Origin of the sequence: Parabacteroides sp. AT13 (assembly GCF_002272965.1) — a bacterium.
Classification (GTDB): domain Bacteria; phylum Bacteroidota; class Bacteroidia; order Bacteroidales; family Tannerellaceae; genus Parabacteroides; species Parabacteroides distasonis.
In genome coordinates, this window is the sequence record NZ_NQMH01000001.1 from 1,651,802 (window position 1) to 1,669,245 (window position 17,444).

At 44.8% G+C, this 17,444-nt stretch carries 10 protein-coding genes; 1 reads left to right on the forward strand and 9 read right to left on the reverse strand.

Features of this window, described 5'->3' with window-relative positions; all coding sequences use genetic code 11:
- Positions 1-63: 63 nt before the first annotated feature.
- The 4 genes from CI959_RS07035 to CI959_RS07050 form a co-directional block, all read right to left on the reverse strand.
- On the reverse strand, positions 64-987 hold the full coding sequence (locus tag CI959_RS07035) for a FecR family protein (protein ID WP_009016724.1): 924 nt from the start codon (positions 985-987) through the stop codon (positions 64-66).
- An 80-nt stretch (positions 988-1,067) separates the two neighbouring features.
- Positions 1,068-1,658: an RNA polymerase sigma-70 factor gene (locus tag CI959_RS07040; RefSeq protein WP_057317269.1), complete on the reverse strand. Its 591-nt coding sequence runs from the start codon at positions 1,656-1,658 to the stop codon at positions 1,068-1,070.
- Positions 1,659-1,984: 326 nt separating this feature from the next.
- A complete protein-coding gene (locus tag CI959_RS07045; protein ID WP_057317268.1) occupies positions 1,985-3,196 on the reverse strand; it encodes a DUF418 domain-containing protein in 1,212 nt (403 codons plus the stop codon).
- A gap of 131 nt (positions 3,197-3,327) precedes the next feature.
- The gene (locus tag CI959_RS07050) at positions 3,328-4,473 is read right to left on the reverse strand and encodes a glycerate kinase (RefSeq protein WP_057317267.1); all 1,146 of its coding nucleotides are present in this window, start codon (positions 4,471-4,473) and stop codon (positions 3,328-3,330) included.
- Positions 4,474-4,749: 276 nt separating this feature from the next.
- Between CI959_RS07050 and CI959_RS07055 the strand changes: the two genes are divergently transcribed.
- Positions 4,750-6,606, forward strand: a complete 1,857-nt coding sequence (locus tag CI959_RS07055; protein ID WP_057317266.1) for a glycoside hydrolase family 2 TIM barrel-domain containing protein — start codon at positions 4,750-4,752, stop codon at positions 6,604-6,606.
- Positions 6,607-7,027: 421 nt separating this feature from the next.
- On the opposite strand, the gene CI959_RS07060 is transcribed toward CI959_RS07055, so the two are convergent.
- The 5 genes from CI959_RS07060 to CI959_RS07080 form a co-directional block, all read right to left on the reverse strand.
- Positions 7,028-8,860: a glycoside hydrolase family 2 protein gene (locus tag CI959_RS07060; RefSeq protein ID WP_057317265.1), complete on the reverse strand. Its 1,833-nt coding sequence runs from the start codon at positions 8,858-8,860 to the stop codon at positions 7,028-7,030.
- 7 nt (positions 8,861-8,867) lie between these two features.
- A complete protein-coding gene (locus tag CI959_RS07065) occupies positions 8,868-10,301 on the reverse strand; it encodes a DUF3863 domain-containing protein (RefSeq protein WP_057317264.1) in 1,434 nt (477 codons plus the stop codon).
- On the reverse strand, positions 10,288-11,970 hold the full coding sequence (locus tag CI959_RS07070; RefSeq protein ID WP_172680045.1) for a hypothetical protein: 1,683 nt from the start codon (positions 11,968-11,970) through the stop codon (positions 10,288-10,290). Before CI959_RS07070 ends, CI959_RS07065 begins: the two co-directional genes overlap by 14 nt.
- A 263-nt stretch (positions 11,971-12,233) precedes the next feature.
- Positions 12,234-13,898, reverse strand: a complete 1,665-nt coding sequence (locus CI959_RS07075) for a RagB/SusD family nutrient uptake outer membrane protein (RefSeq protein WP_057317262.1) — start codon at positions 13,896-13,898, stop codon at positions 12,234-12,236.
- 18 nt (positions 13,899-13,916) lie between these two features.
- Positions 13,917-17,357 (reverse strand): TonB-dependent receptor, encoded by a 3,441-nt coding sequence (locus tag CI959_RS07080; RefSeq protein ID WP_057317261.1) that lies wholly within the window; start codon positions 17,355-17,357, stop codon positions 13,917-13,919.
- Positions 17,358-17,444: the final 87 nt, after the last annotated feature.

Here is a 17,444-nt window from a genome sequence, read left to right on the forward strand (position 1 = left end):
CCTTTTTTAATCTCCTTCCATATTCTCCATATTAAAACAATTTTAAGGTTAAACAATTATCTATCACTTCGCATAAAGCAGAATACTATCACCTTCCACTTTATATCTTACTTGATTTGTCGCAGTTATAATATCTAACACATTATAGATAGTCTGTTCTTTTCTATTGAATAACGCATAAAAGCGATTATGGGTTAACTGTTCATCCGCAATATGAATCTTCACATTATAGCTACGATTCAGTTCTTTCACAATGTCAGATAGAGGCATCTCATCGAAGAATAGTCCATCGTTTGTCCATTCCTTAGCGTTTTTCACTTCCGCTCGGCTTATAATCATTTCCCCGGTAAGTTTATTCAAGGTAACCTTCTCTGAAGGAGACAAGTAGTTTATTCCCATCTTCTTCACATAATTCTCTAGCTGAACTTTTCCTTCCAACAGATTCACGGTTACCTCTTCGTCCTCGTCATAATTCCGGAAGTTGAACTTAGTACCCAATACTTTTACATTCAACTCTTTCGTCATTACATCAAAAGGTAACTTCTCATTTTTCCTCACCTCAAAATAAGCCTCTCCATTCAGCCGAAGATGGCGGTCTTTCACCCCAAAACCTTGCGAATATACGATCTTTGAGCCAGCGTTTAACCAGACCAATGTGCTATCCGGTAAAATCAGCTTGGTCTTGGCCCCTAAAGGAGCTTCCACCAAGATATCCGCAAACTGGTTCTGTAATTGCCGCTCACCCCACCAATAGGAAATCGTAGAAGCGATCAATAATAGGATAACCGCTGCCGCACCATAAACGATTTTAGGAATATTGAATACCGTACGGCGTTTTTGCTGGGTACGAGAAACAAAACGATCGAACGCCTTATCGACATTATAGGCACAGGAATCATCGGCAGCCAAAGCAGAGAACCAAAGTTCTTGTTCTTCATGATCAGGTAATGATCGCTCGTTTTTCGTATGTGATTTCTTTTCTTCCATATAGATTAAATATCCAGCTTTTATATATAAGACAGTTATTTCTCCTCAAGGGGTAGTGAGAAACATCAATTTTTTCATTCTCACAAGGAGAAAAATGATATCAACAAGATCAGATACTTCCTCAGATCTTGATGTAGGCGGGTTAAAGCCATCTTTATGTGGTATTTAACCGTATTGACAGAAATTCCTAGCTCTGTAGCGATTTCCTCATTTTTCTTATGCTCAAAACGGCTTTTTCTAAAAACTCGTTTACATTCATCGCCTAAACTATCGATTGATTTTATGATCTCCTTCTCTAACTCCCGTTCAAGTAATATACCGAGCGGCTGTTCATCCGATTGTATCATAGCGTCCCACCCTAAGGTCTCAGACTCAATCTTCGAGAAACGAACTTCCTTCTTTTCCTTTTCTGATGAGATATGGTTATAACAGCGGTTCCGCACAGCCCGCATTAGATAAGCACGAAGAGAGCTATTTATATCCAATGTCTCACGGATTTCCCACAGATGAAATATCACATCACCAACTATAGTCTCCGCTAGAAATGGGTCGCCAACCAACTCATTGGCAAATTGACATAGTACCACATAATGACGATCATATAAATATCGATACGCACCTTGATCGCCATTCCGTAATTTCTGTACTATTGACTGTTCCTTAACATCCATCTCATCGCAAAGATGAGATTTTAAAATGAAAATTAAAAATATTATTTCTAATTATACGATCTTCCATCCACGGCTTTTTCATTTACCGCTTCGTTTAAGTGAAGCTTCTTGTAGATTTTTATATGCGCTCTGGTTTTCTGTGGAAGGATTCGGGACAAACACGTACGACTTTCATCCAAAACACGTACATGTTTTTTCAAAAAGTCGTACGTGTTTTGGATGAAAGATCATCGTGCTTTTTTGACTCTGATTTTTAGCATTTTATACACTAGACTCATCAATGGTCTTATTGTACGGAATTTGTATTGAGAACAAAGCTTTCCGGCTTAACCCAAACGGATGGGTTGCCATCTCATATACGTGCCGGTCCGCCATAACCACTCCATCGGGCCGTAGCGCAAGCCCGACAGCCAATATTGGCTAAAGGCTATCTGTATAGCCGTAAATCCAAGGCAGACCAATACACTCAAGAAAACACCCAAATGGCTCCAATCCAAGCCAAAACCGGAGAAAATAAAGACACCGGTCACGGATTGTACGATATAGTTTGTCAATCCCATACGCCCATAGCTAACCAATGGTTTCATGGCATTTTGAACTTTTACCGAGCGGTAAGCCTCTAAGACCAACACCACCCACAGATAAGCCGTCATCAGATTAATCAAGTTAGTTGTCGTAGCACCCATCCACGCATTGATAGAGACCTCACGCCAAGATGCGGCAGGTATATAAGGTTTTAGCAGATACAACAAGCCGATTAAAACCAACGCGACCAACGCCCCGTAATTCAAACGGCTACGGAACTCATCCATGCGTTGGAACAAGCGGATTCGGCCTACGATAAATCCGAGGATAAACAATCCCAAGGTCAGATAGATACGACCGCTGGCAAACTGGAAATTCATTTTTCCTACCAATCCGTCCCAAGCGTTGTTCTCAATGGTCTCGGCTAATGTCGGGACTCGCCGGGGAGCCTCAGCACGAGCGATAGGTGCGGCAGCCGGTCTCTCCACCACTTGCTCGACGGCAGGAGCCGTTACAGCCTTATATGCTACGGGAATTAGCGAGGCACCGCCCAAGAAAAGGAAAAGGGTGATTCCCACCAATAATTTAGTAGGCCATTTATACATCAATACCAATACAAAACCAAGCAACGCATACACCAACAAAATATCTACACGGACTAATAAACCATGAACAAAACCAATCACCAGCAATAGTACCAATCGCCATAAAAAACGAGCACGGAAATCAACACCTTTTTGAGCTGCCCGATCCATCTGGATAAAGAAGCTCAAACCAAACAGGCAAGAAAATATAATGAAGAACTTGCCGAACACCAAGTAATTAATAAACCACCGAAAAATCTCATCCAGCGTCCCTTCCCAAGGGAACATGGCTTGGGGAGCCATCGTCCCCATAGCGCCAAAATGCTGCATCCCATGAATCAAGCAAATACCAATCAAGGAGAAGCCGCGCAGAGCGTCGATTACCGTAATACGTCCACCGGACGAAGCAAGTGTCTTATTCATTTCCATATCCGTAATAATTTTTATTCTTATTCGTTTTTTCAAGTTTGATAACGCAAAAGTAAATGGTGGCACTAAACACCGCAATACCTCCAAACTCCAAAACGAAAACAATATACCTTATCACGAATATCCCTATGTTAATGATTCATATAGTATTGGATTACACGCAATTGTTGTTCCAAGGCACGCCCAATATTCCGGCAGGTGAAATCCTTGTCCATCGCCTGCTCCAAGGAAACCGGATAAGGAAGAAGTGGCAAGACTGCCAGAAACCCGGATTTATTAAGCGCCTCTACCTCCTCTACGGAACCACCCATTACGATAACCGGGATACCCTGTCTCATGCCTGCCTGCAATACTCCGCATGGGGTCTTTCCCATGCAAGTCTGTTTATCCAGTTTACCTTCTCCCGTAATAATTAGATCCGCCCCCCGTATACATTCATCAAAACGCAAGGCATCCAGAACCATCCGGATACCGGGTTTAAGTTCAGCCTTTAGGAAAGCGACAAATCCTCCACCTAAACCACCTGCGGCTCCCGCACCCGGAATGTCGTCTATCTTTATTCGTCCCGTTCTTTTTATGACTTCCGCAAAATTTCGCAAGCCCTCATCCAGCAAACGGACCATAGCGTCGTCCGCTCCCTTTTGGCGGGCAAAGACATACGCCGCCCCTTTCTCACCATAAAAAGGGTTATTCACATCGCAGGCTATGGTAAATGAAGTTTCCCGCAATTGCGATAATGCCCTTGAGCAATCTATCTCATAAATCTGATTAAGGATCTGCCCACCCAATCCCAGCTCATTCCCTTTTCTATCAAGAAAACGAAAACCCAAGGCCTGCAACATACCGGTTCCTCCGTCATTCGTTGCGCTTCCCCCTATTCCTATCAAGAAATCCCGGCAACCACGATCCATAGCGTCTTTTATCAACTCACCGGTTCCATACGTCGTTGTTCTCAAGGGATTACGTTCCGACACAGGCACTAACGTAAGGCCACTCGCCGTCGCCATCTCGATAACCGCCGTACGATTATCTCCCAGTATCCCATAAGTGGCCTCGACCGGCCTCATCAACGGATCATGTACGACACAAGATACGACTTCTCCACCCATCGCCGTAATCAAAGTCTCCACGGTACCTTCTCCCCCATCCCCAACCGGGATTTTCACGACCTCGCAATCCGGAAAAACCTTATGGATCGCCAACTCGGCACATTCAGCCACTTCAATAGAAGATACTGAGCCTTTAAATGAATCGGAAGCAACAACAATTTTTCTCATTTAATCTCCTTTTTACACATATAATAAAATAAATCAATTCCTTCAAGATGTCCCAATATATAGATTTTAAATCAAATGAAGTACTACTTACTTGAGTAGAGAAGATATACTTCATTGGCAAAGTAAGCTATCTCCTGTGACAAAATAAGTATATCTCCTGCGACAAAAAAACTAAAAGTGACATTTTAATGCGGTTACCCTTCATAGTCTTTCAAGAATTTGTCTAATAGTATTCAAATTTTTATTTTTGCATTTATTATAATACAATTATACATTATGAAACAAAAATTGAACATTACTACATTCTTACTGTTTTGGTGCATCACCGCTTTATGGTCTATCCCACGTCCCGAATATCCCCGTCCACAATTTGAACGCATGGATTGGGTAAATTTGAACGGAGAATGGACTTGCTCATTCGATTTCGGAGGTACCGGAATGGAACGGGAGTTCTATAAATCGAACGGTTTTGACCAAAAGATCACAGTGCCTTTCTGCCCGGAAAGTAAGTTATCCGGCGTAAAATACACGGATTTCATTCAACATTTCTGGTATCAGCGTCCTATCACGATCCCACAAGAATGGAATGGAAAGAATATAAGACTTAACTTTGGAGCTGTTTATTATAAATCGGAAATATACATTGATGGAGTCTTAGCCAATCGCCATTTTGGCGGAACCTCTTCTTTCGCAGTAGATATCACCTCCTTGGTAACACCAGGAAAGACACATAGCCTAGTCGTATATGTAGAAAGTGACCTACGAAGCGCAAAACAACCGGCAGGAAAACAAAACCTACAATTTGAATCCTACGCCTGTAATTATACCCGGACCACAGGTATTTGGCAAACGGTTTGGATGGAGGCTGTCCATCCGGAAGGATTGCAATCCGTGCAGTTGCAGACAGATATAGACCAACAACAATTGGTTGTGCGTCCTCGTTTCTATAAAGAACTAGGAGGTAAATTGCAAGTAACCGTAAAAGACAACGGTAAAATAGTAGCCAGCCAAACCATTACGGCAAGCTCCTTATCTTCTGCTATTCTACCCATCAAGAAAATGAAAACATGGAGTCCGGAAAACCCTTTTTTGTACGACTTGGAATACAAAGTAATAGATAAGAACGGGAAGGTAGTAGATGAGGTAAGAAGCTATACAGGTATGCGTAAGGTACATATCGAAGGCAATAAGATTTATCTGAACAACAAACCTTATTACCAACGCTTGGTACTTGATCAAGGATTCTATCCCGATGGAATTTGGACGGCTCCTAGCGACGAGGCGTTAAAGCATGACATCGAACTCTCCATGGCGGCCGGCTTTAATGGTGCCCGCCTCCATCAGAAAGTATTCGAGGAACGTTTCTATTATTGGGCGGATAAGATGGGCTATCTTACATGGGGGGAAGCTTCCAGTTGGGGAATGGATTGCAATGATACGGAAACCGCCCGGAATTTCATAACTGAATGGACCGAAATCGTAGAACGTGACCGTAACCATCCTTCCCTTCTTATCTGGACACCTACAAACGAGGAGTTCTGGCCTGATCGCATACAATATCCGCGCCTGATGCACGACCTGTATAACCTAACGAAAATGATAGACCCGACGCGTCCTTTCCACGGTACCAGCGGTGGTGTACACATCGCTACCGATATCTGGACAATCCACAATTACGAGCAAAATCCGGAAGAATTGAAAAAGCAACTGTATAATGACGGTAAACTATTTGTCACCCCAAAATGGGAAATACAATTGATGCCGAAAAATATCGGTTTCAACGGCCTGAAATATACAGACCAATACCAATTCCCGGAATATAAAAAAGATATGCCTTATTTAGTTGATGAGTTTGGCGGTATAAAATGGAACCCGTCACAACAGATGGAAAGTACCCAAAATACATCTTGGGGATATGGAGAGCCCCCCCATTCTTTAGAAGAGTTTTACAAACGTTTGGAGGGCCAAGTTAACGCTGTCCTATCTCTTTCGAAGGATATCTGGGGATATTGCTATACACAGTTGACTGATGTGGAACAAGAGCAAAACGGTATCTATTATTATGACCGTACGCCAAAATTCGACATGAAGCGTATTCATGATATCTTCAGCCAAACCCCGAAGGTAGAATAACATCATGATCTTAGTACGAGGGACAGTCAATATGTAACAACCAAATTTTATCAGGGACATATCCACATGGATACGTCCCTTAATTTTTACAGATTACAGATTACATATTTATCTTTATCTCAAAAATTTAATAAATAAAATAAATAACCTTGATAAGTATCTACTTTCGTTTGGTTAATTTTGAATAGCACAACATTATTTATCAACAGATTCTCCTCGAACTCCACCACCTTCTCAATAATGACCTGCGGTTCCGTACAATCTATGCTCTAAGTTTTTTCATATTCATTTGCAATTATCACCAGCTCAAATATTTTAAGACAAAAGGGAAAAATATTAGCTCTTTACTTACAAAATAAAAAAACACGGAACTCATCAATGAATCCCGTATTCTTTAATTATCAACATTTTAGAGGATATGCTACTTTTTTCTTGTACATCTTATAACTTCCTGATTGATGTACTTAACTTTCTCCAGATCCATCTTTTCCACCTTTCGGTCATAAGTGACCAAGCCATTTATCTCATGTTCCACATCTGTAGTCTGCGTATAGATGGCCGTGCTTAGTCCGAAATAGTTTATCATCTGCTCTAGCTCGGTAAGCATTAATACATAGGTATCGGTCAGGACCTCTCTATTCAACATCATCTCATAAGCGTCATTGCGTACAGGCCACATATGCCCACGCACAAATAGACCTTTTCCTCCGAATTCACCAAGGGACGCAGCACGTTTATCATCGGGACGGGGGATCGCCTTAGGCTCGATCTTGCCATAATGATGCATATCTACGAAATCTCCATTTCCGGTATCTCCATAAGCTTTCCGATAGCCCGGAGCGTAATTATATCCCGACATACCGTTTACCCAACGATTCGGATCGTACTTTTTCACCCAAGCTGTGATGTCTGTCGCTTCAAAGGCTCCCCAATTCTCATTAAACGGGACCCACATCACGATAGAAGGCGAGCTGACGTGTTGGTCAATCATCACTTTCAATTCGTCACGGAACTGTTTACGAACCGCCACTGAATCCTCACCATCAGGCTCCCAAAGATTCGGCATATCTTGCCAAACCATCAAGCCAAGCCTATCACAATGATAATACCAACGTTGAGGCTCTACTTTGATATGCTTGCGTATTACATTAAAACCCGCACGTTTCGCCAGTTCTATATCATATAACAAAGCCTTGTCGGTAGGAGCGGTAAACGCGCCATCGGGCCAATAACCTTGATCTAAAAGACCGATATGGAAAACAAACTCCCCGTTCAATAAAGGCCGAAGCACACCATCTACCTTTCCCATGCTAACCGAGCGCATACCAAAATAAGAGGATACCTCATCGATTATCTTGCCCTTTCGATCTTTCAACTGTAATTTCAAACCATACAAGAAAGGATCATCCGGGCTCCATAGACGGGACTCCCGGATAGGCAAGTAAAAACTCATATTGGAATTTCCTTCGGTTCTTGCCACCTCTGAAGTACCATTATCCGCGATAGCCGTTACCTTTAACTCCTTATCCTCCGTATAAGCAATTACTTCCAACCGATTATTTTTTAAATCGGGCACTAGCTTAATCTGAGAAATATATTGTTTCTCTACCGGTTCAAGCCAAACGGTTTGCCAGATACCGGAGGTAAAAATATAATCTCCACGTGAGCCGTTCTTGCCCGAAGCGGCCCGGCCGTCGTTAGGATCATAAGCACCTACCACAAGGACATTTTCACCGGATTTCAAATAATCAGAAATATTTAAACTAAAAGCATCGTACCCTCCCGTATGGGTACCCACCTTCTTACCGTTGACAAACACAGACGAGATCCGATCTACAGCCCCAAAATTCAACAATACATTCCTGCCCTTCCATGCTTGAGGAACAGAGAAGCTACGCTTATACCACAGGCAAGTATCACCCCCACGAGCTATACCGGATAATTCCGATTCCGGAGGATACGGCACACGTATCTTTTCTACTTTTGCGGGAAAGACTGGAGGGGTGGTTGCCGTAACAGGATCGAGCAGGTCTTTTCCTCCCATATAATCCCATATACCATTCAGATTCAACCATTCCGAACGCACCATCTGCGGACGCGGATATTCCGGTAAAGGAATCTCAGCCTTCAATGCCTCCTCTGTCCATGGGGTAGGCAATGTGAACTTCTCTAGGATTTGCGCCTTTACGGGTAAGAGATCTCCCCCAAAAAGAAAGGAGCAAAGAGCTAAACAAACAACGGTAATCTTTTTCATAAACCAACTATTTAAGTAATTCCGGATAATATTTCCGGATCAAATCTTGATCTTCTTTCTCCAACTTATCGATCAAGACCGGCTTATCTTGCGGACGGAGGCCTTTTTGATTGATTTTGTTGATCAAGCTCCAATCCTTAGCCGGTTTCTCGGGGCTGGGATCGGCAGGTTCATGGGCTTGCAAATCATAACGGGTAAAGTCGATGACGTAAGCCGGGGAATTTTTCGTATGCCAATCACGTAATAAGGCCAAGCGGAATTCCTTATTCATAAACCATTTTATCTCCAAATTATTATAAGAGTCTCCCAAACCAGAGCCTCGTTCTACGAAGCGATAGTTCCAGTCGTCGTTCGATTTATATTGTTTTCTCCAAAGTTCGCCAAATTCTCCGAACGTAACGAAATGAGTATCCGGCCAGCGTTCCTTGGTACCCGTTACCCACATCTTCATGGCATCACAGATGAGATCCTTCCCGAACTCATGTACCATCTGCGCCTCCCAGATATTGGCGACCCAGCCAAAGCCATTCAACTCAAGACCTTTATCAAAGTGAATCGCTTCCGTGTGCATCACCTCACGATGCCCTAAGTCGAGCCCCCAACCTTTGTACGTCTCGATCGGACCGACACCTCTACGGCTGTTGTATCCATCGATACCATGTCCGGTCTGTCCACTACGGCGGGCACAGATAAAGTCCATCGTCCAGCCATCCAGATTCACGCAATCGATGAAATCGCTTTTTCCCTGCGCCGGCTTGCAGAAGTGTTCCGTCGAGGGATAGAAAGGATAAGAAGGAGAACCGTCAGCACCACCACCGTCTATATTATGCTGGCTCCAGATCACGGCGTGCGCCACATGGATGTTCTCTTTCTCCGCCAAATATCTCAAATTATCGGCCGATAAGAAACCTCCCATAATTGACTGCGGACGATAACCATTTCCTACCATTTTAGAAATGATCTCTATCGCCTCCGACATCTCACGGTTTACCCGCTCACGGGGTAGATACATCGCCGGAAAATAACCGGGGAAATAAGTAACCTCATCCCCATATTTCTTTTGGCACTCCACTACGTAATCACGGATCTCCCGGTAATTCTTCCGTCCGTCCTCCAAGGCATTCATCGTGAATCCCCATGTAAGACGACCGTTCGGGTTATTCGTGGCGAAAGCCTCCCGCAAGGCCCGCACTCCCTCAAGCGTATGCCAATCCACCTCATCGCGGGGATGCAACTTGACATCCCTAGAGACCTCCCAAGGCGTCGTACGTATCATGATACATAAGGTGACAAAACGATTTCCTTCTATCGTCAGCGGTTCCGTATTCGCCGGGGCGACCACAGGATCCGCCGCCCTTAATTGAAAACCACTGAGCACAGCGACCATCCATACGATCGCCCATTTTCTCCAAACTGATATATTCATATTACTTCTTCCCATTTGTACAATCTATTACTATTTCCTGATCCGACGGAAATATCCTAAAGACATAATCCGAACCGGATTCAGGCTTCTTTATCCGGCCTTTTCCACAAGTGATCACGTAGTTGAAACCATCGAAGCTAGCGTTGACCGCCTTATCCTCTATAACGGTGAAAGGTAGCTCCTTCCCTGCCGCAGCCTTTAGCTCTAAAGCCCATGAGAAGTCCGCCTCCTTTGATAGAGCGACTACCTCGAAGCGGGTCTCATAGAACGTGATCTTGAAAGCATGGCCTTTTGAGTCTTCGGCGGAAACTACCAAGGTATCCTTGCCTATCTCCGTCACTACCGGATGGTCCAAGGTAAGTTCCTCCTTATCTCCATCCTTGTCTAATCGGACGATCCGAAGCCCGGCACGATCGAGTCCCTCGCTCCACATGAATCCGTCCACGACGGGCAAGGTATAGAACAAGAACTGGTTCCCGTCTCCAGGCTTTTCCAGATAAGCGGACTTATAGCTCTCGTCGAAAAGATGGATATCCCTAAAGCGGAACGTTCCCTTCTCCCACAATAAGTTCGCCCGATAATAACGGCTGTTAAACCAGACCGTCTTATTTCCTTCTCCACGGACATCCGTCAACGTAGTGACAGCCGTCGCCGGCGTAACCTTGAAGCATTCCTTGAACCACGCACCGGATTCGCCCAGCGTCTCCACCCGGATCTTATTTTCCTTCCTCAAGGAGTCCAAGATAGGGATCTGCATCTCCAGTCCCTTGCTCATATTACTCCACGTGAAAGAGTTCTCCTGTCCCGCTTGCGCGTAATTGAAGGCCAGACAAGGCCGGTTCACGATCGATTCCAAGAAATAATCCACCCAGCGGCGATCCATGCCCGCCTTCTCATACACGGGTTCCAAGGAGATCACCCCTTGACGCTCTTGTCCCAGACCATCATCATACTGATAAATAGGATCACTGCCCAGCATACGGAAAATAGGAACGGGGATTTGCCCCTCCTCGGTCTGCGCCGGCATATAGGCGTTTACCCGGCTCGGGTAATAGGCTTGGTTCCAGTAACCACCCCATAGGGTATAACCATCCGTCCCCACTTGGTCCTTGCAGTTGCACGACGCCACGATCTTATATTTATCGTACATATACCCCAAGGTATGCGCATCGATAAACCAAGAGCCGATCGATTTCGGGTACGTGCCGAATATCTCCTTGAACTTCGCCATATAGACATCCACCAGTCGCTCCCGTTCTTCTTTCGTATATCCGGTGCTGAAAGCGATATTCGCGTGCGAGACCCAAGAATGCTCGCCACGCCACTTGATCCCGGCGGCCTCGATCTGCGGTTGCGTAAGTTCCCACCAAGCGCCGATCTCGGAATGATCATTGAGTTTACTTTTCAACAGATCTTGGTACAATGGGTTGATCAACGCATCGTACTGCAATAAGAAGGTTGCCGGTAAATCATATTTATTCACCAATTTCACTTGCTCACAAACCGTCTCGTACAATAAACTATCAGCGTTCTCCACCCGGTAATCTGTCTGGCGGATGAAATTGATGATGTTGATAATACGGGGAGCAGCCGCACTCTCAACCGGTTTCTCTCCCGCGCTACGGCATCCCGCACAGCAGAAGACGATAAAGCATACAAGACCTATCTTCTTTATGAATGACATTCGATTCAATTTTAAATTCATTTACTCTCATAAAATATTCTAGAAATGGCATTTCACCGGTGTAAAATCATTTTTAGAAATCTAAAAGGCATTTCGCAAGGGTGCAAAGCCATTTCTTAAATCTAAAAATGGCATTTCACAAGCGCAAAGTCGTTTTTAGGAATCTAAAAGGTACTTTGCGAGGGTGCAAAGCCATTTCTTAGATCTAAAAAGGCATTTTACACCAGTGCAAGGCCATTTTTACCGGAATATAAGGCATTACCCTACCACCCCGGGTTGTTCGGAGCCAAGTTCGGGTTCAGATACAACTCATCCAACGGAAGGGAATAATAGTAATGCTTCGGGGTCACAAAGTTACGATTCTCCGCCGGTTCCACAATCAAGAAACCATTTTCGTCTGTCAAACCGGGATTTCCCTCGTTCAAGACATCCAAGTTCTCGTATTCCGAACCTTTCAGCTTAATACCTTTTATGGCACCTATCAATTCCGTCTCAGCCGTCTTCCAACGTCTCAAATCATCCCTGCGGAAGCCTTCGAACGCTAACTCGATCGTACGTTCCCGACGGATCTCCATCCGCATATCCAACCCATTACCCTTCACGAAAGCGTTGGTCAGAGGAGGCATCTCCACGCCTTTCCGGGAACGGATCACATTGATCGTCTTGTTCAAGATGTCATCGCTGATCGCCCCGTCTTTCTCGTAAGTGGCCTCAGCCAATATCAGCAATACCTCCGGATAACGGATGATGTGATAATCATATACATCCTTGTCAGAAGGAACGGAAGTCTCCGCCATATATTTCCACAACTTATAACCCGTACGTGTCTCGGGACGTATGGTAAATTGCGGCGGGCAAGTCAAGGCGCCGTCTTGCGGACTGATATAGTCGGTTCCGGGCATCAAGAAGGTCTGTTTCATACGAGGATCACGATTCTCGTATTCGCTCTTGATCGTGGCATATCCCTCAAATCCGGAATTAGCGTTCTCAATTGGCAATCCCGTACTCTTACACAAATACATATCTGCCAGCTTACGGGTAGGCGTCCCTCGCCATCCCCAATATACAGGGCACGCGTCGCTATGGTGGCGGATATCCGTCTCATACCGACTGTCGAAGATACCCTCTTTTGAATTATCGCCCGCATTGATAAACAAGTAGCGGTAGCTCTCCTCACCAGAGCCTTCATATAAAGCATACTCACCACTATCGATCACTTTTGCAGCGGCATCGATCGCTTGTTGCAACAACTGCTGATAGTCCGAACGGTGCTGGTGATACTTCGCCCACGTCCCGGCAAACAAGGCAACCCTCGCTTTCAACGCCAAGGCAGCGCCTTGGGTTACACGTCCCACCTCATCCGAGCTTAACTCACTTTGCAAGGGTAGTTTAGCATACACCTCGTTGAGTTCCGACAAGATGAAGTCCTCCACCTCCTGTTGCTTATTCCTAGAACCATACAACTCCGGGGAATCTACGGTAAGCACCTTCGTCAAGATAGGAATATCGTTGTATTTCGCCATCAACCGAAAATGCGAGTAAGCACGGAAGAAACGGGCCTCAGCCACATACCGCTCGATCTCCGAGGGATCGCCCTCGTACGTCTGGCTCTTCTCGATAATCATATTGCTCTGACGCAGGTCTATGAAAGTAGAGTCCCATAGGGCATCCGTATTCGGGGCGATCAACGTACCGTTGCTCGTCGTATTCTCGTTCAACTCATAGGCGATATCGCTATCCGTATCCTTCGTGCCGAACGTCTCGGTACGTGTGTAGAGCCAATTGACCTCTTTCTCGAAATCATCCGGGGTTTTCCAGAATAGCTCGTCCGGCATATTATCTTTTGGCAACAGGTCTATATCTTGGCAACTTGACAAGAACAAAGCGGAAACAATAAAGCTTCCCAATATTATCCGATAGTTTTTCATGACTTTTCGCTTTAATTTTTAAAATACGACATTTATACCAAATGAATAATTACGGGTAAACGGATAGGAGGTAATGCTACCGCTGTTCTCCTCCGGGTCCCAACCATTTGGCGTGTTATGTACCTCAAATAAATCCTCGCCGGAAAAATACACCCGCACCTTCTGCAAACCGGCCTTCGAGGTCAAAGTCTGCGGGATCGTATAACCGAACTGCAAGTTTTTCAAACGGGCATACGCAACGTTAAACTTCGTGTTCGTAGATACATAATAATTGTAGTTTCGTTTATCCTTCAACGTGATCGCCGGATACTGGGCATCCGTTCTTTCCGGGGTCCAAGTCTTTCCATACCAATACTCGGCGGATTGATACCATGCCTCTGGCATCGGGCATCGGCTCTCCCCTTCCAAGAACATCGTCCTACGGCCGACTCCTTGTATAAAAGCGCTCAGATCGAATCCCTTCCAAGCCATACTCAGGTTAAAGCCGAAATTATAACGCGGGTTCTTGTCGCCCAAGTATTTCACGTCACCGGAGCCTTCTTTACCATCACCTAATACGGATAGCTTCCCGTCTCCATCCAAGTCTTTGTACATAGCGTCACCTACGCTCAAGTCACCCGGGATACCCCCTTCCGAGAAACGAGATTTATACGCCTCCAATTCTTGCTCATTCTGGATGATTCCATCAAATTCATATCCGAAATAGGAATTCAACGGATATCCGGTCGGAGTCTCGTTATTACCTAATTTGATCAGGTTACTTCCAACCCGATCCACGACTTTGTTTTTCGCGTCACTGATATTAAAGCGAACCGAGTAGCTGAAATCCTTGATCTGATCCCTCCAGCCTAGAGAGATTTCCCATCCATGAATACTTAAATGCCCGCTGTTCGTGCTCGGAGCGTCCGCACCTAACATAGAAGGATATGTCTTCGGGATAAGCATGTTTTTATTCTCTTTCCAGAAGTAGTCGAACGATCCATATAAACGGTTATTGAGCGTCGAGAAATCAAATCCCACATTGGTTGTCTGGATCGTCTCCCATGTACGAGAGGTAGAAATAATATTTCCAGACGTAGCCATTTGTCCTTTTACGCCAGCCCCGAAAGGATAATAATCGTTCGATAAAGAGATCAATTGAATATAATCATACAATCCGATACCGGACTGATTACCCATCTCTCCGTAAGAAGCCCTTACCTTCAAGTCCTCGAACCAACCCAATCTTTTCATGAAGCCTTCTTCCCCGACACGCCACGCCGCATTCACTCCCGGGAACCATCCCCAACGGTGATCCGGATCAAAGCGGGAACTACCATCCGCACGGATCGTTCCTTCGATGACATATTTATTGGCAAACGTATAATTCACTCTGGAGAAGAAAGAATTAATCGTCCACTGATTTCCCTCGCTCCAAGCGTTTTGATCTTGGGCGCTTCCCAATTGCAAAGACATATTTTCTTGTTGGTCGAAGTTAATACGCTTCGCCGTGAACCTATCATAGTTCTCAGACTCATGGGAAGTACCGACCATCACGCTTAAATCATGCCGGTCATTGAAGTTCTTTTTATAATCGGCATAGAGCGTGAAGTTCTTAGACAAGGTCTTCTGGTAACGACGCTCCGCACTATTCGGCGTACGTTTCTCCCGGACCTCGTTATTATCCCAATCGTAATTGGTGATTTTCTTGTTCGTCACGTTCTCGTCCATATCATACTTACGGATCACGGCTTGCCCCACCAATTGTAATCCGTCGATCACTTTCCAGCGTAATTGGTTGTTGACCGTTATATTACCTGTAGTCTTATTCACCATACCCCCGTCTTCCAATACTTGGGCCGGATTATCGAAACCCTCGAATGTATAGAAAGTTCCCGACGGATTGTACATCGGAGTCCAAGAGCGAGTCTTATAAATCAGTTCCCATATATTTTGTCCTTCCGTCAAACCCGAGGAATAGTCCCTGTTGCTTGCCTCATAAGCTAAATTAAGATCGTAAGTCAAGTTCTTGAAGATCTCGACGCTCGATTTAGCACGTACGAAGTAACGCTTGTTCACATCCTCACCAAATTTAGGGATACCTTCCTCCCGCTGATGGCCTAAAGACAACATATACGAGTATCTCTCTCCACCGCCGGAGATATTGACATTGTAATTCTGCATATTACCATTGCCAATAAGCATATCATTCCAGTCTTGATCCTTGAAGAATTGCGGATAACCGGTCCAACGCCCCCATTCCGCATCAGTCAACACCAGATCACTATTCTGCCGGATCAGGTCCAATTGATCTCTCGTGTATTCTGGAGTGAATGATCCATCGGTGATCTCCAAGGCCATCTCCGCATGTTGTAATAGATTCGCCGGTTTCCTTAACAACGCAGGAGTCTTAATAGAGTAATATGCATCAAAAGCAACAGATGTCTTCTGATTGCGCTTACCACTTTTCGTTGTCACCAGAATAACACCATCCGAGGCACGAGCACCGTAAATAGCGGCCGTACCATCTTTCAATACGGAAATATTCTCGATATCGGAAGGATTGATCATATTAATGTTTCCCTCCGCTCCATCAATCAAAACAAGGGGAGTACCACCGTTGATAGAAGAGACATCACGAACCTTCATGGTCATGTCCGAACCCGGAGCGCCTCCGGCACGTGTAATCGTCAAACCGGGTACCTCTCCCTGCAAAGCCTGAGCCGCATTCTGAATCGGACGAGATTCAAACGCTTTCGCGTCGGCCGTAGATACGGCACCACCCAAGTTCGCTCTTTTTACCGTACCATAACCGACAACTACAACCTCATCCATTTGCAAAGCATCTTCCCGTAACTTCACGTTCAAATTCGCTTCCTTGCCGGGACGCAATTCCGTCATGGCATATCCGATGTAAGAGATTTGAAGGACACCGTTTTCCGATACCTCCATCGTAAATTTTCCATCAAGGTCCGTAACCGTTCCGTTGGTAGTACCTTTCTCAACTACGTTCGCGCCAATAATAGGTTCACCATTCTCGTCGGTCACTACACCTTGCACTAAATTCTTCTTTTGCAAAACGGCTTGTGAGGAAGGGGCGGCTTTCTCGTTTTTTGTAGAGGGATTAATCAAGATGAAATTATTCTCCGTAATCTCATACTTTACGTCTTCCCCTGCGAAAAGACGCTTTAAAATGGTTTCCACCGTCTGCTCTTTCACATGTACAGATACTTTCTTATTCAGGTTAACCTTCTCGCTCTCGTAGATAAAACGGAAGCCAGACTGTTTCTCTATCTTGAAAAGAACCTCCTTTATTGTCTGGTTATTAACGTCCAAAGACAACTTTGTCTCTTGCGAATAGACAGAGGCCGAGATCTGAAGTGAACATGCGATAGAGAATAATGTCGTCAATCTCATAATAGACAAAGTTTTTTTAAGGACCGGAGACTCTTCCGGCCTTGCTATATTCCAAAAATTCATATATTTGTAATTCGATTGTTTGTTAACACTAGTGTTACGAGCACTAATTTTAATGATCAAAAAGATGACGGGGAATGTTCCAGCATT